Source organism: Paraburkholderia sediminicola (assembly GCF_046027825.1).
In the GTDB taxonomy this organism is placed as follows: domain Bacteria; phylum Pseudomonadota; class Gammaproteobacteria; order Burkholderiales; family Burkholderiaceae; genus Paraburkholderia; species Paraburkholderia sediminicola_D.
In genome coordinates this window covers 38,774-56,950 of sequence record NZ_JAQQDU010000040.1, presented here as the reverse complement: position 1 = coordinate 56,950, position 18,177 = coordinate 38,774, and the positions used below count along the sequence as shown (strand labels likewise).

The 18,177-nt window shown below is 62.3% G+C and carries 19 protein-coding genes; all 19 read right to left on the bottom strand.

The genetic code is table 11. The features are described 5' to 3' along the window. Positions 1 to 6: 6 nt before the first annotated feature. Positions 7 to 1,518, bottom strand: coding sequence for an LPD7 domain-containing protein (locus PQQ96_RS21930; protein WP_408296447.1), 1,512 nt, complete (start codon positions 1,516 to 1,518; stop codon positions 7 to 9). A gap of 58 nt (positions 1,519 to 1,576) precedes the next feature. Beyond that, positions 1,577 to 3,454: a PriCT-2 domain-containing protein gene (locus PQQ96_RS21925; RefSeq protein WP_408296444.1), complete on the bottom strand. Its 1,878-nt coding sequence runs from the start codon at positions 3,452 to 3,454 to the stop codon at positions 1,577 to 1,579. After that, a complete protein-coding gene (locus PQQ96_RS21920) occupies positions 3,451 to 5,187 on the bottom strand; it encodes a type IV secretory system conjugative DNA transfer family protein (RefSeq protein ID WP_408296441.1) in 1,737 nt (578 codons plus the stop codon). The genes PQQ96_RS21925 and PQQ96_RS21920 overlap by 4 nt, the downstream gene beginning before the upstream one ends. Next, positions 5,184 to 5,585, bottom strand: coding sequence for a hypothetical protein (locus PQQ96_RS21915; RefSeq protein ID WP_408296439.1), 402 nt, complete (start codon positions 5,583 to 5,585; stop codon positions 5,184 to 5,186). Before PQQ96_RS21915 ends, PQQ96_RS21920 begins: the two co-directional genes overlap by 4 nt. A 7-nt stretch (positions 5,586 to 5,592) precedes the next feature. Next, on the bottom strand, positions 5,593 to 6,711 hold the full coding sequence (virB11, locus tag PQQ96_RS21910; RefSeq protein ID WP_408296436.1) for a P-type DNA transfer ATPase VirB11: 1,119 nt from the start codon (positions 6,709 to 6,711) through the stop codon (positions 5,593 to 5,595). Then, complete coding sequence (virB10, locus tag PQQ96_RS21905) at positions 6,708 to 7,973, bottom strand: type IV secretion system protein VirB10 (RefSeq protein ID WP_408296434.1); 1,266 nt, start codon at positions 7,971 to 7,973, stop codon at positions 6,708 to 6,710. The genes virB11 and virB10 overlap by 4 nt, the downstream gene beginning before the upstream one ends. Then, entirely contained in the window at positions 7,966 to 8,796 is an 831-nt protein-coding gene (gene virB9, locus PQQ96_RS21900; protein ID WP_408296431.1) for a P-type conjugative transfer protein VirB9, read from the bottom strand. Before virB9 ends, virB10 begins: the two co-directional genes overlap by 8 nt. After that, complete coding sequence (locus PQQ96_RS21895) at positions 8,793 to 9,497, bottom strand: VirB8 family type IV secretion system protein (RefSeq protein WP_408296428.1); 705 nt, start codon at positions 9,495 to 9,497, stop codon at positions 8,793 to 8,795. Before PQQ96_RS21895 ends, virB9 begins: the two co-directional genes overlap by 4 nt. A 197-nt stretch (positions 9,498 to 9,694) precedes the next feature. After that, positions 9,695 to 10,390 carry a P-type DNA transfer protein VirB5 gene (gene virB5, locus PQQ96_RS21890; protein ID WP_408296425.1) on the bottom strand — a complete coding sequence of 232 codons (696 nt, stop codon included), beginning with the start codon at positions 10,388 to 10,390 and terminating at the stop codon, positions 9,695 to 9,697. A 16-nt stretch (positions 10,391 to 10,406) separates the two neighbouring features. Further along, the gene (locus PQQ96_RS21885; protein WP_408296422.1) at positions 10,407 to 11,567 is read right to left on the bottom strand and encodes a TrbL/VirB6 family protein; all 1,161 of its coding nucleotides are present in this window, start codon (positions 11,565 to 11,567) and stop codon (positions 10,407 to 10,409) included. After that, on the bottom strand, positions 11,564 to 14,002 hold the full coding sequence (locus PQQ96_RS21880; RefSeq protein WP_408296419.1) for a VirB4 family type IV secretion/conjugal transfer ATPase: 2,439 nt from the start codon (positions 14,000 to 14,002) through the stop codon (positions 11,564 to 11,566). The genes PQQ96_RS21885 and PQQ96_RS21880 overlap by 4 nt, the downstream gene beginning before the upstream one ends. A gap of 1 nt (position 14,003) precedes the next feature. Next, entirely contained in the window at positions 14,004 to 14,336 is a 333-nt protein-coding gene (locus PQQ96_RS21875; protein ID WP_408296416.1) for a VirB3 family type IV secretion system protein, read from the bottom strand. 16 nt (positions 14,337 to 14,352) lie between these two features. Beyond that, the gene (locus PQQ96_RS21870; RefSeq protein WP_408296413.1) at positions 14,353 to 14,694 is read right to left on the bottom strand and encodes a TrbC/VirB2 family protein; all 342 of its coding nucleotides are present in this window, start codon (positions 14,692 to 14,694) and stop codon (positions 14,353 to 14,355) included. Between the two features lie 51 nt (positions 14,695 to 14,745). After that, a complete protein-coding gene (locus tag PQQ96_RS21865) occupies positions 14,746 to 15,399 on the bottom strand; it encodes a lytic transglycosylase domain-containing protein (RefSeq protein WP_408296491.1) in 654 nt (217 codons plus the stop codon). Then, complete coding sequence (locus PQQ96_RS21860; protein WP_408296410.1) at positions 15,399 to 15,974, bottom strand: hypothetical protein; 576 nt, start codon at positions 15,972 to 15,974, stop codon at positions 15,399 to 15,401. Before PQQ96_RS21860 ends, PQQ96_RS21865 begins: the two co-directional genes overlap by 1 nt. Before the next feature lie 332 nt (positions 15,975 to 16,306). Then, entirely contained in the window at positions 16,307 to 16,591 is a 285-nt protein-coding gene (locus PQQ96_RS21855) for a hypothetical protein (RefSeq protein WP_408296407.1), read from the bottom strand. Further along, positions 16,584 to 16,817: a helix-turn-helix transcriptional regulator gene (locus PQQ96_RS21850; protein WP_408296404.1), complete on the bottom strand. Its 234-nt coding sequence runs from the start codon at positions 16,815 to 16,817 to the stop codon at positions 16,584 to 16,586. Before PQQ96_RS21850 ends, PQQ96_RS21855 begins: the two co-directional genes overlap by 8 nt. A 115-nt stretch (positions 16,818 to 16,932) precedes the next feature. Then, on the bottom strand, positions 16,933 to 17,469 hold the full coding sequence (locus PQQ96_RS21845) for a hypothetical protein (RefSeq protein WP_408296401.1): 537 nt from the start codon (positions 17,467 to 17,469) through the stop codon (positions 16,933 to 16,935). 261 nt (positions 17,470 to 17,730) lie between these two features. Beyond that, entirely contained in the window at positions 17,731 to 18,132 is a 402-nt protein-coding gene (locus PQQ96_RS21840; RefSeq protein WP_408296398.1) for an ACT domain-containing protein, read from the bottom strand. Between the last annotated feature and the right edge of the window lie 45 nt (positions 18,133 to 18,177).

The following is an 18,177-nucleotide window of genomic DNA, read 5'->3' as shown; positions in this document are numbered from 1 at the left end:
CTCCCCCTAGCGTGCAGGCGAGGGTTCGGTCAGCGCGCGCTCAATCTCGCGCTCAACCTCGCGCACAGGCGCACGCCCAGCAGCTGGACGTGCCCGGCGATCGCGCTCAGACGGCGCCTTCGGATCGAAAACTCTTGGTCGAGGCACCGGAATACCTTCCAGGCCAAACGCATCCAGCATCTCTTCCGCGCGCTGCTGCACACGCGCAATCGAACGCGCACTGAAGCCCTGCTCTCGCATGGCCCCGACCAATACAGCCAAGTGCAGAACCTTGTCCTCATCGGATACAGTCGAACGTCGATGCGCCTGACGACCCTCATGCGTTGGCGCGTTAGCAGGAGCCGCTGTTCCGGATGAACGTTCGGGGTGCCCGCAAGATTCGGCAGTCGATCGTTCACGCTGCACCACATCGACCTGCCAGGTATTCCGGTAAACGTCTTTCTCTTTCTCGCCCACCACCGTGCCGTTGTCATCGAGAATCGGCACCTTGACCGGGACGATGCGCCGACCCAGGTTTTCCAGCGTGACGTGATCTCTTGGTTCAGCGCGTGATACAAGCATGGTACGTTCCAGATCCACTCCCCATACGACGCGCTCAGTACCCCTCGCGTCTCCGAACGCCACGTAGTAGGAATCGCTTCGTGCCGGGTTGTGCAGGTACGGCGCGCGGCCATGCTCGCGCAGTTCGCCAGCGTACTGCCGTGGGGTCTCCGGTTCGTCACTGATCATCTGTAATTCTGCCCGGTAGGGTCGTGGCTGCTGTTCGGAGCGTGCAGACACCGGGCGAGCCGTACCGCTCTTGTCGCCTGGTGTTTCCGCCTGGGTTGCGGACGCCTTCGCCGATGTGCTGTTGTCCGCCGACGGCGATTCCGTTCCGGCAAGAGGCATCGATGCGTCAACCTCCATCCGGTTTTTCGGAAGTGCCTGCCGCGCATCCGCCAGGCGTGCGAGATCAGCTGCCTTCGGCTCATAACCCCTCACCTCGATGCCAAGCAGTGTCCCCTGCAACCACACTTCACTGCGGAATGCCTCATGTCCCGATACGCGAACGCTTGTCCACGATTTGGCCGAAGCCATGTCAACCATCGACTCCACCACGTCCGGCCGGTTATGTTCGGTGACAAGGTACGGCCCCAGATCCTCAAACGCGAGCTGATACGGCGCATCCTTGAGAAAATACTGGTTGCCCGTGCGCAGATAGCGCTTGCGCACACGCTCGGGTGGCTGATCGAGCGGCGCACGCGCAGTAACGTTGCCCTTCGACGGCGTATTGGTCCCAGGACTCGCATCTGGCTGCCGGATCAATTCGACATTGTCACGGGCCACCTGATCGTGCAGACGCGAGCGGGCCGCATCGAACTCGCGTCGACGCCGCGCTGACACGGCATCCATCGCCGCCGCGTCCAGTTGTTGGGTACGACCTGCGCTGCCGGATTGCTCCACGGCGCCAGGCAAGCCACGAATATCCTGCTCGATCACGTTGATGACCGGCTCGGCAGAGAGTGATGTTTCAGTCATGGAGGAACCTCTTACGGATCAGATACGACTCGTCGCAGCTGGCGACGCATGAGAAGGTTCAACGGTCAGGCCCAGGAGGGTCCTGCGATGCCGCCCGCTCCTTCGACTGCTCCAGCGCCGCCGCTCGAGCCTCGCGTACGCGCGCCCACGATCGCGCCTGCAACTGATCCAGCATCCCCTCCAGATTTGGACTGAAGTTCAACTCGCGTGCCGACTTCTTCAGCGAGCCGACCGTGCGCTCGAGCAGATCCCGCGCGCGATCCCACGGATAAACTTTCGGCCTGTCTGCGTCGTATCCGATCTGCAACTCCGATCCATTCAGGCGTGCGTTCTCATCCATCCAACGGAGCCGGTCCGACGCAAACTCCATCCGCTCTTTCGGATGAAACACGACGCTGCGCGTTGCGACCTCCTGAATCAGATAGTGCTCGGTGTTGAACACCTCTCCTCTGTACGGACCGCCGTTCTCGCGCGGTGTACCCATGCGCAACGGTGTGCCGAAGCGGTGCTCGGCCAGCGCCCGGACTTCGTTGGGCACGCCCCCCACAGCGAACAGCGGTTCACCAACAGGCGGGCGTGTCGACACAGACCGCGTCGTCCCGGCTGCCGGAGACTCAACCACCGGCGGCAATGCGGACGGCTCGACCGCCGCCCCCTTCGCCGCCCCGTTAACCTCGGCCGCTGCGCTCGCCGGGACGTGAGTCTCCGGCGTATCGGACTGCTTCGGGGCACTCCGTTTCGGCGACCGGCGACGCGAACTGCCCTCTGCTTCGTTCACCAGGGTTTCTTTCACACGGCTCATCACTTCCTCCTTCGGTTCGTCCGTCTTTGCGTCGGCTGCGTCGGTTACGATAGCCACAGCCGGTTCCATGCCATCGACTGCCAGCCCAATGCTTCCGAATGCGATTTCGCGCAAACGGTCCCCGACGCGCGCCGTCCCCAGCAGCACTGCCATGTCATTGAAGTCAGTCGGGGGCTTGCCATCCAGCGGTGCGTCACCGGCGAACGCAGGCAGCGCCAGACGTGCCTGCGACTCTTCGGCTGCCTGACGGGCCTTGGTTTCTCCAGGCCCGATGTCTGCGAGTACAACCAGATCAGCATCGGGATATCGTTCGCGCAACGCGCCGGCGACCTCAAGCAGCGTTCCGCTCGAAAGGGTCGCAAGTGCCACCCAGCCCGTCGCCCTGTATGCGGATAGCACCGTCGCCATGCCTTCGCCAATCAGGATCGGTGTTGTGGGTTCACTCTCTCTCGGCGCGGGTCCTGCGATCCAGTACCCACCTCGCTTGACGCCTCCCGCCAGCGATGACTTGCGGCCCTGCTCATCAATCAGCTCCAGTGTCGAGATCGCTTCTCCGATCCAGAACGGCACAACCAGCACACGCCCCTTGAACGGCTGCTCTTCGCTCGCCGCGACGTACCCCAGCAAGGCGTGCAGCTCGGGAGCCTCCAGCTCGCGCAGGGAGCGTGTCGGTTCGAGTTGCTTACGAACGAGATACGGGTGTTGCGGACCCACCGGTCGTGCCCATTGCCAGATTTCCTGTGCCTCCCGGGCCACCGCCGCGTGCCGCCCCTGCTGCCGGGCCTCATCGCGTGCCCTGCGTTCGAGCACGTCGGGATGTGGCGCGAGCGCTGTTGCCATCCGGTCGGGATAGTGGGTACGCTTCAGATCGAAGCCGTGCTGCCGCGCAAGCCAGTAAAGCGATGCGAGCGTCTTGCCGCCGGACTCCCTTGCCGAACGCCACGTCGTACGCGCCGAGCGCTCGTTGTAATTGCCGGCCGTGCGGCTCCATTCGTCCCAGATGTCGAAGCCAGCATCGCCGAAGCCGTGCTTGAGCGCGAATGCCATGTCGATCCACGTACCGTAGTCATCCGCAGGAATGACGGCCAGCGCGGCTCGCACGCGCGTAGCTTCATCCACCCAGCTCGTGCTCATTGCCGTGCTCCCTGCCTCGGCGCGACATTTGATCTGGCGACCGGCGCAGGTTCACGCCTCACGCGAACAGATTTAGCCGGCACCAGTTCCGCCACGTCAATATCCGCCACGGACAGCCGACGTGTCGCGCGCGCGACACGCGCGGCGGGGACACCCAGCAACATGAAATGCCGCTCGACATACGTCACGGCCTCGTCCTCGCTAAGGTCAGAAAGCCGTTGCGGGAGATCGCGTGGATCCCAGGCCTGCAAGACTTCCAGATAATCAGCCGGTACCTGGATGGCGCCCGCGCCTTCAGGGTCAATCTCATCGGGCTGTACCTCCCGCAATCGTCGTTCAGCCTGGGCGCTGAAGCGCGCGAGATTCATCGCCGGTACGGCAGGCGCCGCCGATACGCGCGAAGCAAACTCGGGATCGCGCCAGTAGCAGATCCGGTCAGCCAGAATGGGCTTGGTGTTCTCCAGCAGGATGATTTGCTTGTCGCGGCCGAGCTCCTTCAGCTCCTGCGGCAACAGCAAAGCCCTGCGCTGCTCGGACGTGCTTTCGCTCGATCCACCCCGGCCGCCAAAGATTGCGCTCGACCGGCTGACGCTACGCGAGTGATCGGTGAAGGTACCGAGCATCTCGGAATACTCGTTCGCGTCCTTCTGCTCGCGTGGCGCATAGAGAATCTGCATCGCGTGGTTCGTGAGGAACGTGCGGGCGTCCGCCCGGCCGTACACGGATTCGAGTTGCGCCACCGACTGGACAACCGACAGTAGCCGCAGGTTGTAGCCCGCCATGTACGCGACCGCGCGAGCGATGATGTGAATCTTGCCGATCGCCGTCATCTCGTCGAGCAACAGCAGGCACTGGAACCGGAGCGCGGGATCTGCCTCCGGCAACTGCTTCGTGTTGAGATTGACGAGCTGTGAGAACACCAGATTCACAAGCAGCGCCGCCTCGGACAGGTGATCGGGTGTGATCCCGATATAGACCGACATGCGGCGGCGACGCACGTCGCGCAGGTCGAAGTCGTTGGCGCTCGTTGCCGCATCGACGATAGGATTGGCCCAGATCGTGAGCGGCGCGTGGAAGGTCGCCAGGATGCTTGCGAGCACCTTGTCGTCGTTCGACAGAAAGCGGTTCAGGGCGTCGATACACGGCCCGCTCAGCAGGTCGCGATGCTGGACGAGCGCACGCTGCAGATACGCCTTGACCGGCATACCGTTGCCGGACGACTGGCGTAGTACCTCGCCCATCGTGACCGGATAGTCAGGAATGGATGCTCCCTTGGCCGCCCGCTTCGCATCACGCCATTCGCACAGCAGCAACAGGATGCCGAGAAAGAGGTTGCGTGCCTGATCCTTCCAGAAGTCATCATGGCCGCCCGGCGGATACAGGGCGTACCCGATCCCGAGGATGTCCCCCACACGGAACAGTCCGTCCGAGATCGCCGACAGCGGGTTGTACCGATGCGTGCGGCCGTCTTCTGCGAACGGGTCGAACAGGTACACTTCCTGCCCGTGCGCGCGCCTGAATCCTGCGGTCAGTGCATAGTTTTCACGCTTGATGTCGAGCACCACGACGGAGTCGGGGTAGCTCAACAGGTTCGGTATCACGATACCGACGCCCTTGCCGGATCGCGCGGGTGCGCCGAGCAACACGAACTGCTGTCCGGCGAAACGCAGATAACGGCCTCGCCAGACACCCACGACAATAGATGGGGCGTCCATGTTCAGTCGCGCGTTCATAGCAACCCCGCTGCTCGGATTTCCGCTTCGCTGGCAAAGCGGGCACTACCGTAGAGGCGCCGCCGCCCGGTACGCTCCCATACCGTGTACAGCCCCATTACCGGGCCGCCGGCGGCGAAGAGTACACCCAGTAGCGCCGCACCTGCCAGACGCCGGCCACCGTTCGGCATCAGGCCATCGTGCCAGGCGAGCACCGCATCGGGCCAACCCCACAGTCCGGCATACAAAGGATTGACCCGCAGGCTGGCGTACAGAAAGAAGGACGCGAGCCACAGCGACGCTAGCAGGGCGCCGGTGAGAAGCACCAGCGCAGCAACCGTAATGGCGGTCGGCCGCACGTGACGCGCCAAGGCGTTAGCGGCGTCGGGATCAATCCGGGATCGACGGTTTATATCCATACCGGCCTCACGAGAAAGTCGTGCGCGCCTTGCGCACCGGATCGAACCAGACTTCCGTCATGCTCCAACGCCTGGCTGTCTGTTCACCCGCTTCGTCGTAGAGCGCATGTGCTTCCATGTGCGCCACCACATCGATGGTCAGAAACAGCAGGCGCTTCAATGCGGCATCGTCATAGGCTGCAGCTTCGGAATGTTCTTTCGCCATCAGCGCAAAGCGCTCGATCGCGACCGTGGCACTCGAGGCGTGATAGCTCGTAATCGAACCCGAGTGTCCTGTCGTCAGGAGCTTCAGGAAGTCGTAGGCTTCAGCGCCACGCAGCTCGGCAAGGAGCACCCGGTCGGGCCGCATACGCATCGTGCTCGCGATGAGGTCCGCCGGTGTCACGCGTGCCTGGCCATGACCGCCCTTGCTGTAGAGCAGATGAACACAGTTCTCGATGTGGCGGATAAACAACTCACGCACGTCCTCGATCGTCACGATCCGCTCGGTCGTCGGAATCGACCGGCACAGGGTCTTCATGAAACTGGTCTTGCCGGAACCCGTATTGCCGACGATCACGATGTTCAGGCGCCCGGTGACGGCCAGTTCGAAAAACGCTCCCCAATCCCGCACCTCCAGGCACTGGACGAGCTTCCGGTCAGCGGGCCGAAGCATGGGCAATGCCGTGTCGAGGCCGTCCGGACGATGCCAGAGCGTATCGTCGAAGAGCCCTTCCTCCCGGTATGCATCGAGCGTTTTCTCGCGCGCGGACGGCCGGCGGATCGTGACCGAAACGGTGCGCGGCGGCACGACCGGTGGTACCACGATCTGGATGCGGGCATCGCCCGGCAGCAATGCGGACAGGACCGGATGCTGCGCAGAAACCTCCTGGTTCGTGAGCGTGGCAACGGCCACTGCGAACGACATCAGGCGCTCGTAGTCGAGATCGGCGTAGTCGTAACCGTGCCAGCCGCGATGCGATTCGGTCAGCACGCGCTGTGGCTTGTTGATCACGAGCTCAGTGACGTTGGCATCGTCCAGCAGTCGCGCGAACGGTCGCATCAGCTCCCGAACGGATGCGTCGTCGGGAAGTCGCGCCATCACTGTGTCCGCGGACTGGTCCTGCATGTCAGTATGGACAATCATCGCGCCCCCTCCGGCTGCAGCACATAGACCGATCCGAAATCCAGGTCCCGCGCGACCACGATCGTGAATTCGGCGCCCTGGTTCTGCGTGAGCGTCGGCGGGATGTTGATCGTGCCGTCGAGTACCCGGGTTGCCATGTCATTACCCTGCTGCTGCGTGTTCTCGTAGACGACCGAGCCGTTGCTGTTGCCGCCACGCGTGGCCAGATACCCGATGGCATCCTGGGTCAGGCCGAGCAGCATCGCCGCACCGATACGCTCGCCCCAGTGGTTGTTCACATAGCCGTCGATTCCCATGCGGCCGAGCGCGTCGGCCGCCGGCGAGTCGATCTCGACGGTCACGCCGTGCGGCGTTTCGATACGTGCCGCCAGAATGAAGGTCCGCTTCTGCCCCGGTGACAGGTTCGACCGGTACTGGCTGTTGATCTGCGAGCCCCGTTCGATCAGCACCACCCGGCCGTCGTCGGAATAGACATTCTTCGTCACGGTGCAGGTAGACAGTCCCGCCTCGGTCGAATCGAAGGCGGTGTCCCCCGCGCAGTCAATCTTGGCGCCCTGCGCGAGGACCAGACTGCGGTTACCGAGCGTGCCCGCTGCGACTCGCGGCGTGGCCGTCGGCGTCAGCGCCTGGGCGAGTGTTCCGGCGCCACCCTGTCCGGGTGCGATGACGGTCCGGCCGGGCGCGAGTGCCGCCACCGACGAGGCTGCCCCGGCGACACCATCCAGAACCCCTTCTGCCGAGAGCGCGCCGGGACCGACCGCAGCACCTCCAGCCTGAACACCCGCTCCGGCCGTGTTACCCGCAGCGAGCAGCGGCGCATCGTAGTAACTGCGCACCGACACCGGACGTGAAACCGGTGCAGACGGTTGGGCTGCGACCGGCACCCGCGCTGGCTCCGACGTCGGAACAGGTGCGCTCGCTACAACCGGTATGGATGCGGCACTCGCGGTGCCCAGGCCGTCCCTGAACACCCGGCCCTGTGCTGACGTCTCCGCTATCGCATCGCGACGCGCTTTGGCTTGCGCATCGTGACGGGCAAGGAACGCATGGATCGTCCAGACCGCCCCGCCGCATGCCACCAGGACGACGATCAGGGGTGTTAGCCACCAGGCCCGCGGGCGCGCCCTCCGGTACTGTCCAAGTGCCGGCATGCCACGATCGGTGGCCACCTCAGCCGTACCCGCGGAATCCCGGTCGCTCGTTGCCCGACTACGGTCGCTGGAGTCATCAGGCCCGATCGAGTTACGCGTTTCGTCATTCATCGCCGTGACTCCGCAGCACACGCTTCACACCCGTGACCGTCGTACCATCACGGGGCGGCACGCCGTCCATGTCGTACGCGTCGTTCCAGATACCGACGACCTCGTCACCGAGACGCAGCACGAAGCGCTTCGCCACCTCGTGGACCACAATCACGTCGTCCTCCATGTGCCGGTCAACCACGCTTTCGGTGCCGTCATCCGCCACCCGGAAGATCGCGGGAATGCGCCTGTTGTTCGGGATGCGGATATAGGTAAACCGCCCGTCGTCCCACGCCGTGGTCGGCGCGATGTCGTCGGAATGCGGCATGACCTGCATCGAATACCGCGTGTTTCGGACCACGGGTTGCTGGCCCAGGCGCTGCGCGACGAGCTCCGCGTCTGTTTCGGTGTGCGCTTGCGCTTTCGCCTCCTCCGGGTAGACGAAGGTGACTCGATACATCTCGTCATCGTTGCCAAACTTCGCCTTCAGGGGCAGCACCAGGAGATCGAAGCTGTAGCTGCGTTTGTCGGTCCGGATTTCGAGATTTGAATCGTGGGCGGCAAGTTGCGGTTTCAGGTACACGTCATGGTCGCCCCTGTTCGCGACGACCTGCCAGCCATCGCGGTCGCCTGGCGCCACGACCTGGATCTGCTCGTGCGGATCAAGCGCAATATGGGTGGCAAAGCCACGCTGCGCCTGGATACGGACAACGGCATCGGGCGCATACACAATCTGCCGGACCCGCGAATCATCGGACCAGCCAGGCAGGTCATAGGCCCGGGCGGCCTGGCTCAGAACCAGTAGCCCGACGAGCCAGGGCGCCATGAGAGCAACCGGTTTCATGGCGTACCCCCTGCAGCCGCGGAAGAGGCGGGCGGCGTATATTCCGGATCGCGGCTATAAGCTGTTACCTTGAAGCCGAACGGGTTTGCAACGGCAATGCTTTCGCGGGTGAAGACCGGCGGCCGGTAGATATACGCGAGCGTGATCACGAAGCGCTGCGGCGGCTCCGCATTCGCGAAGCCATTTTTGAATGTCGTGCGCTCAATATGGACCACAGCATGACCCGGTTCGTCGGGCGGCAACGTCGTCGAGATAATCCGTACCCGCCGCTCAGTGTTCGGGCCGAGTTGCCGGTCCAGCGCGTCCGGACCGCTGTAGACGCCGCGAAAATCCCGCGCCACCACGTCATCGCTCATGGTCAGCACGCTGTCGTAATCCATCTGCAGCAGGCCCCAGTCGTAGCGTTCACGGGCACGCACATATGCCTCGACCCAGTGCTTGTCCTGAATCTCCTTCGTATCGACGTGACGTGCGTCGAGCACATCGATTACCTGAGATTCGCCCGTCAGCCGGTCAACCTCGATCGGCAGTGGCACGACCCGATAGAACGGGACCATCACAGCAAGCGCCACCACGCTGAGTACCGCCACCGCGAGCGCACCATAGGCAACGATCCAGGCACGCTGCTCGGAGCGCTCCTGCAGGAGCGTGAGCGACGCTTCAATATCGAGCACGCGCCCGTAATCCTCGGGGCCGGTCATCGCCCACCTCCTTCGACCGACGATGTAGGCAGTACCGGCGGAACAGACGACGCCGGAGCTGAGGGAACGCGGTTGACTGGCACGCGATGCGATCCATCCGGCAGCACGGGTTTCGGTGGTTCCGAAGAACATCCACTCATAAGTAGGACTAAATTTAATGCGAGCAATCCAGCAGGAAATTTGCACATGATCGTCCCTCAGTTCCCGAACGAGGCCGGTACCATCTGGTCCTGCAAACGGGCGGTGTTTCCCGCCCGGCTCAGCACCAGTTCGCTCTGCTGCTCGGCGATGAGCCTGTCCTCCGTCTCGGCCAGCATCCGGAAAAGCTGCAGTTTCGTCATCTCGTTACCGACCGCCGTCGTCTCGCTCTGGATGCGCGCCTGCAGTTCCGCCACACCTTTCGGATCCTGCGTAACGTCGATCTGCTGCATCAGGCTCTGGATCTGGTTCAGTTCCTGCAACTCGGTCTGATACGCCTGCTGACCGAATGCCTTGTCCTGGAACGGCTTGTTCAGCGCTCGTTGGCACACCTGCTGGTCGATGCCAGACTGGTCCGCGCAGTTGTAGATCTCGCTCGCCGAACGTAGCGCCTGGGCGCTGCCCGTGAGCCCGCTGTAGCCTCCGTCCTGGACCGCTGTATAGACACTCTGCCAGTTCGACGGCAGGGACTTTGCGATCACTGGATTACTCAACAGCGCTCCAAAGCCGCGTGTCCCCACCGTCGACTCGTAAATCTGGACCTCCTGCTGAACCTGCTGCTCGAGCTGGACCACCGCCGCAATCGACTGAACCACGTTCTGTGCGTCGAATACCGGAATCCCTTGCGCGTGACCAACCGAGCAAAACGTCGCCCATACGATTGCCGCACCGGTTACCTTGAATCGTCCTGTCATGATCGTCACCTCACTCTCAACTGTCCTGTCCCAGATTGGCGCGTGCGGCCCGCTGGTAAGCGGGTAACGCGCCACTCCCTGAAGCTGTTCCACCGCCCCCCGACCCGGTTCCGCCGCGAATCCTGCCGCCGGAGCGCGGATCGCTTCCCCCACGGGTCAGTGCCTGTCCTATCGCTGTGGCGATGCGGCGAGATGCGACACCCGCCACAAATGCACCAACCCCGGATACCGTGGCGCCACCCGACAGTCCGGATGCGACCGACGGCAACTGCCATCCGACCATCGCCAGGAAAATCGCGGTCGCAAACATGCCGAGTGCCGCACCCCACGCCGCCGATGCTTCCAGCGCCGCTTGCCCCGCCGCGACAAGTGAAGAGGCATTGGCACCAGGCGATGACGTCGTCACCTGGAAAGGCGCAAGCTCGGTCGAAAAAGCCGTCAGGGCCATCCCCAGAAAGGCAGCCACCAGCACCTGCAGCAGCGCGTAGTTCGCGACCTTCGCAGTCCACGCCTCGAAGAAGCGCGCAGTCGGCGCGAACGCCGCGCAGGCAATGAAGATCGGACCGAGTCCAAGCACCAGGTCGAGCAGCATGCGACCCATCACGACCTCGAACGCGAGCACGATCAGGAAAATCGAGCCGCCAATCGCAGCCACGAACCCGCATGCCGTGTCGCCGATCGCGGCCGCGATCCCGCCCGGACTGAACCCCTCATGCGTGGCCTTCTCCGAGTAGGCGTCCAGCACGAGATCGATCTGCTGGTCATAGCAGTCGAGCGTCTGGTAGATACTCGTATCGCTCGCCGCCGTCACGCCAGTGCCACTGACCGCCGCGCATCCAGGATTGCCGCCACCCGTCGTGTTCGCCGCGTTCTGGATCGTCTGGGCGAGACCCGACGTGGCCCCGCTGACCGCCGCCACGACCTGCTGCTGATAGATACCGGAGCCGAGTGCAAACGCCAGGATCGCGGCAACCTTGAGCCCACGCCATGCGAAAGCCGGCACCGCCTCGTGCGCCTCGCCCCGCACGATAGCCAAACCGTAGGCAATGACCCAGATCGTGACGCCCGTGGTCACGATGGGAACGAGTGCACTGGAGAGCGCCGACGAGACGCTCGTGACGTAGGTCGACATGCCGTTTTCGAGCGTGCCGCCAATCGCGGTAAAGAGGCCACTCATCGCGTACCTCCCTTCTGCGCCGCGCGGCGCTTCGCAAGCTCGGCGTGGAAAAGCGGTAACCACACATCAGGGTCGTCTCCGACCTGCGCGCGGATCGTATCGAGCAGTTCCACGTTATCGGTCGTGCCGGACAGTACATCGAGCACATCGCCCAGCCCCGCGAGATCGAGCTTGCCGATGGCCGAGCGATGGCCCTGCTTGACAAGAAACATGCGACTGCTTTCGCCGAGATTGCGTACGATGTTGAACTCAGCTTCGGTGAGCTTGAATCCGTGCACGTAATCGTCGTAGTCGGCCCTTGGGTTCGGCAGGAAGAAGAACGTCGCGCTCTGCTCGATCAGTGCGCGTGCGATATCGCTGCGCAGCACGTCGGCTGGCGACTGGGTGTCAAAAATCCCCAGCCCGTTCTGCTTGCGGATCGTCTTCTGCTTGTTCTTCGCGAAATCAGTGAAGACGGGGTCGGAGAGCCGCTTCCAGAATTCCGTCATTACGTAGATGAAGCGCCGGCCGTCGATCAGACTTTCCGTCAGATGCAGCAGGTACATCGTGACGGGCGTTGACACTTCGACGTCGTCCAGCAGTTCGGTGTCGTCGAAGCCAAACAGACTCGCGCGCGTGAGATCCACGCAATCAGCCGGATTGTCCAGTACCCACCCAAGACGCCCGCCCGCACACCATTTGGCCAGCCGCGCGTGCAGGCTGTTCTCCCCTACATTCGGCAGCAGTTGTCGCACCATCGAGAGCCGCCGCAGGGACTTGTCCATGCGGGCGACTTCACGCACTGCGCGCGAGATGTCGAGTTCATCCCTGGCGGAAAGTGGCATTCCCGCATCGACGAGCTTGCGCACGAGCCGCTCCCAGAAGTCGACAACGGATTCCGTGGGCGTCAACTGGAACGGATTCAGACCGGTAGGCTCCCCACGGCGAAACACCGTATAGATCCCGCCCATCGCCCGGATCGCGATCTCGGTGCCACGGTCCTTGTCGTACAGCACGGCGGTCAGACCGAACTTCATCGCCATCGCGAGCAGGAACAGTTCAAGCACCGTCTTGCCAGCCCCGGCCTGACCGATGATCTGGGTGTTGGCAAGCGCCTTCTCGTCGGCCGAATCCTGCTTCTCCGGCGTCACGTGGAAGTTGAGATACAACGGCTGGCCGCTCGGCGTCTTGACGATCGTGATCGCCTCGCCCCATGGATTGCCGTCGCGCTTGCCCGTCGCGAAGTTGTGCAGGCTGGACAGCCCGCAGAAATTACGTGACGTAAGTTTGGCTTCTCGAGGCCGATACCGCCAGTTGCCCGGCAACTGGGCGAACCACGCCGCATCCGCCACGAGATCGATCAGGGCCGTCTGGAACCCGGCATCCGCGAGTTGCGTACGTGCCTTCGCGACAGCCTTCGACACTTTCTCCGGCGTATCGCCAAGTACCGCGAGCGAATAATGATATTCGCCAAGCACGAAGTCTCCGTTGATCAGGTCGTTGAGCGCCTGATCCATGGCATCGACCTGCGAGACCGCCACATCCTCGCCGGCAATGAGCTGGTTGCGCTGCCGCTCAAGCGCTTCCTTCGCGTCCGGCTTGTCGAGAATCGTGAAGCTCTGCGTTTCAATATATTCGAAGTCGCCGTACAGCAGGCCGTTCAACATCCCCGGCTCGGTCTCTTCAGGATAGTCCTTCAGGTCGAGCAGCGCGGCATGCCGCGTCGCGGCCGGCATGCGGATCTCGACCTTTTCAACGCCGACAAACAGGCGAGAAGTCGGCAACGATTCGCGGATAGGTCCTGAGGGAACAGGCTCCGGCTCCCAGACGCCGTTGACGAGGTAGCCGAGCAGCTCCAGCGCGGACGAATACCGGCGAAGCCGCTTCGTGTGCAAGCTCGGCTTTCGATAGACCCCGAGCGCGATCGGATCATAGGGTTTCAGGCTCGACTCGACCTGAGCGGCGAGTTCGTCCATGACCTTGAGAGCGTCCTGCTGGGCGCGCCTGATATCGTCTCTCGTACGACGCGCGGCGCGGCTGAAGACTCGACCGATTCTGGTGCGATTGGGCCGGTAGACAAGCGTCAGGTACAGTTCATTGGCCATCATCCGGTAGCCGGCAAAGCTCGCGTAGTAGCGTGTGGCCAGCTCCTGGCAGAAGCGGTTACCGTAGGGCGTGGCGAACTGGTCAGACACCTGCCGGCGAAGACGATGCGACCAGAGTGACGCGTGGCCCCCAGGCAGACCGCGTACCAGCTGGTTGAACCCATCGTGGCGTACAATGATGTCGACCGGATCGGCGGCCTCGAACGCGATGCCCGCCAGTTTCCAGCTCCGCAGGTAGTCGCCTTCGCGCGTCTTGATCACGTGATCCGTCACATGCGTCGAGTAGGGAATGGTGTCTGCCAGTGCGACTTCGCGGTTTGCAACGACACCATGTTTCGGGTTGGTCTGCATGTCACGCCCTCCTCTTGAGGCGGACAGGCACATAGGCGTGGATTCCCCAGAACCGGCGGTTACCCTGGCGGACCACCAGACGCAGGCGGAGCGCGTATTGCGCGAGGCGCTGATCGTCACGACGCGTAACGACGCGCATTGCAACGAACACCGGAATCATCAGGAACAGCAGCGCGACGCCAAGCGGTGGACTCGCGAGCAGCGCCCAGATCCCGGGGACCAGCATGCCGCCACCCACCATTAGGAATGGCACGAGCGGCACGCCCCACAGCATCGCGGGACGCGTGCAACCCTTGAAGACGGGATCCCTGAGTGGGTTAATAAGCGGATTCATGATCGCTTGCTCTGGGTCAGGTTGTCGGAATCAGCATGCCGGCAATCACCGTCGCGCATCCAACGAACAACCCGCCGATGAACACGTTCGCGATATCGCCAAACCGGGCGTGCTGGAACATCATCCGGAAACCCGCCCAGATGATCGAGATCGAGCAGATCACGCCACCCACGCCGAGCAGGGTCGTCTGGATGGTGCTCAGGAGCGTGTTGACCTGCGAGAGCTGCGCCCAGGCGGGAGACGTAACCAGCAATGACACGCATGCGGCAACGACCCGCAGTACAGCCCTGTTGCGGGCATAACCCGAATCTGGAGGATTCGAACGACTCCACAAACTGATATGTAGTCCTGATTTCATGGAAAGCTCCTTTTCCTGTTTGGATGACTCTGCTTCGTTCGTTGCGGCGCGCTAGAACACCACCGCACTACGGGCGGTATCGGCGTCCCGCCTACCGGGTACGATCCCCGCCGGTTGTGCTATCGGATCTCCCGTCGGCTGCAATCGAAGCGGCGATGAGGATTCCCGGGAATCGACTGGCACCACAGCGATTGGCGCAATGGGTGGCACGACGACGGGTACCGACGGCGGCGCAGCAATCCGGGCGTTGTTCACCACGCGCTGCACGTAGCCGGTTCGATATCCGGTCGAGAAATTGCCGCTCGCATAGCAGGACAGGCTTGCGCGCAGCGCAGACTGCGAGTTACCACCGGTATCGGTCTGCGCGCGTCGCGCTGACTCGAAACACTCCAGCAAAATCGCGGCCCCCACGGCCAGGTTGCGACAGGAATCGAATGCACGCTGCTCGTTCAACCCGTACGCGTACCAGTTCTCACGGTTCACCTGCGCGAGTCCGACGCTAAAGTTCCAGCCAGCGGCAGAGAGTGCATGCGCTGTCGTCACCGCTTCGTTCAGACTCGCCGGCTGACGCACGAGCCGACCGTTCACGACGCCGATCGCATACGGATCGAAGCCCGACTCTGTCCGAACGATTGCCGCCATCGTGACCGGTGAGACTTGAGGTGCGCACTGCTGTGCGAGCGCGATGAAGTCGACTGGCATCATCATTGCCCTCCGCCGCCGAACCCGTTTTGCTGCTCGGTCTTCTGCAAAAACAGCGTGGCAGACTGCGACGGGTCATAAGGCACCTGCGTACTGCCAACACCATAGAATTCGGTTATCGTCCGCCCTGCTCCGCCTACGTCCCACCAGACACGTGTATAGAGGTGGTCGTCGATATCGAGATTGATTGCCCCGGTGGCGCGGCATAGCAGCTCGCTCTGCTCAGGACCACCCCAGTACAGCAGATCCTCCCGACAGTAACCACTGCTCGCGAATGTGTTGGATCCAAACGTCCCTTGCGAACCGCCCGCACCGAAATCACAGGTCGGAAAAGGATCGCCATGACGCAGTGCGCCCCATAGCTTCTCGATCGGTGGCACACACGCGCTGTACTGTTCGGGGCCTCCCGGATTGGAGAGACACAGGATCACCTGGCAGCCCCAGTCGTCTGCATGGGCCACACCGGGCGCGAGAATCGAGGTACCGGCGAACAACACCAAGGCTGGCGACCACCGGCGCGCGACGCCACCCATCGTTCGCGACCACCACGCGTCTACCATCAACCAAAACCGCTTCATGATCCGCTTCCTTTCATCCATGCCGCACCGACGTATGGAAGCGGAAGCGCGAAAAAGGAACCCGCGGCGCCGGGAGGCTAACCGCGGGCTCAAGGGGGATCAGTCGGAAAACAAAAAGGCCGCCAACGCAGCCTAAGGTTGTGACACGGACCCATGCACGCATCCATCAATACGTCGGGGCCGCTTACGCGTACTCGGTCGTGCCCATTAACAAATCGGCACGTTGACCGGAACAGATTCTCAAACTATTGACGAAGCCTCAATGTCAATAAGCGCGGTGCATCTCGCGGGGCATCGCCTTCGTTTCTCCAGCGAATTAATGGCGCTTGACCTTACGGTGTCCTCGCCAGCAGGCTCGCTAACGCCTGCTTTGCGGAAGCAAGTTCAAACTCATATCGACTCCACGGATTCCTTGGAATCTTGAGCCGACGGCAGACGACTTCACGCCCGGCGCGCCACAGATACACCATGCGCAGCAGGTCCCTTTGACGCATCGCAAGTCTCTGCCACGCCCGCTCGATGCGCGCAGCATCAATTGCGTCATAGGAGCCCCGAGACGCATTTGCCCAGTTGTCGAGCCGGGCGTCGAGCGAAGGCTGTTTGTGCTGCTCAGCCATCACGTGCCTCGTCATCAAGATTAGGAACGCGATAGCCAGTGGGGTTCTGGAGAAATAGCTCAATATCCGATGCCCGCCAGCCAACAGCGCGCTCACCGAGACGGATCGGGCGAGGGAAGGTTCCTTCCTGCATCCGTTGGTAGATGGTTGAGCGCTTCAGGCCGACTTCCCGTTCGACCTGGCCGCGTCTCAATATCGCCCCGGCTCCTCGCAATTGAACTGTCATATCCGTCTCCCACTGCCCTGGCTGAATGATTTGCTGAACAGGTCCTATTCAATCAGCAGGAGGGACTGACGGACAATTCCGTCATATCGTCGGAGCATCCCGTCGGTAGATGCGTTCAGCGATGCCGACCATCCGCCTCGTTGACGGAGTCCGGCCGTAGTGCCGCGGCAAACGTCTGGGCACTCCGGGATGCTTCGCCGTTAGCCTGTCCTTTCAGGCCAAGCTTTTCGTCGATGGCGCGTGCAACGGTAGATGATTTGGGCAGACGCTCCGGATCCCATTCCGACCAATGCTCCCGCATCACGTCAAACAGGGCCTCGAGAGTGCGGGTAAGGTGTGGAAGATGAACGGTTACGCGGTTCTCGTGCGCGGACGCGATCGCTGGGCCCCCGACCGAAACCGTGGTGTCAGCTGTTGGCAACCGTTCCAGTTTGCGCTCAAGGTGTGAGGTCCACACATGGTGCATAACCGCCGTTCTGGCAATCGCGAGTTCCAGCAACCGGATACGTCGATCGCGCGCTCTCAGACGGGCCGTCAGGCGGCCGATCAACGCGCGAGATTCCTCCGTTCGCCGCCGCTGGTGATCAGGTTCGTGCTGTTCATCGGTCTCGTCAAATCGCTGGCCCGGATTATTCTCATTTGATTCGCTCATATTGCTTTCTCTTCATCCTCGCACGTGACCCACGACGTCGGCGCAGATACAGATCACGGCACAGCACGATCAGATAACTCCAGCTGGATCTCTCTCATGACCCACCTGGTTCTTGCCAGCTTTCTCTAATCTATTTAATACATAGCACCGGTGCAAGGTTCATTCAGCTCTTGCCACTAAGATTCACCGGGTAACAAAAAAATTGACTGTTCCTAACACGGCCTAAGAGCGTCCCGTTGCCCGGTGCATATCGAAGTATGGTTATGCTCCAGCACCGGTCGCGATTGCCTTCAGAAGTGTCATCGATTCATCAGCCCTATCGACTGGAACGAAAATGTGATCATGACAATAGCCCGCAACCGCATTGCAGGGGATGCCGGCCTGAGCGAGCGCGCGGCTAATCACAGCAAGAAATCCAACTGCCTCAAGACTTGAATGGACCGACAAGGTAATCAACCGCGACTCATACGTGTAGGGCAGACGGAGGCGGTGTGCATCAAACTGCTCGATTACTGCGGTCAATCCCTCCAGCTCCCGAACGGTGCAGAAAGGCGCTAGCCCATCGGGCAAATTGAAGTCTGGGAGTGAACAGAATACATAGACTGGCAGCGCCATGACGGGAGTAAGTCTGGCGCACAATTTCACGAGATCTTTTTCGCCCAAGGCGTTGTCCTCCGCAAGGATGCAGACAATGGTCAGCTCGACGCG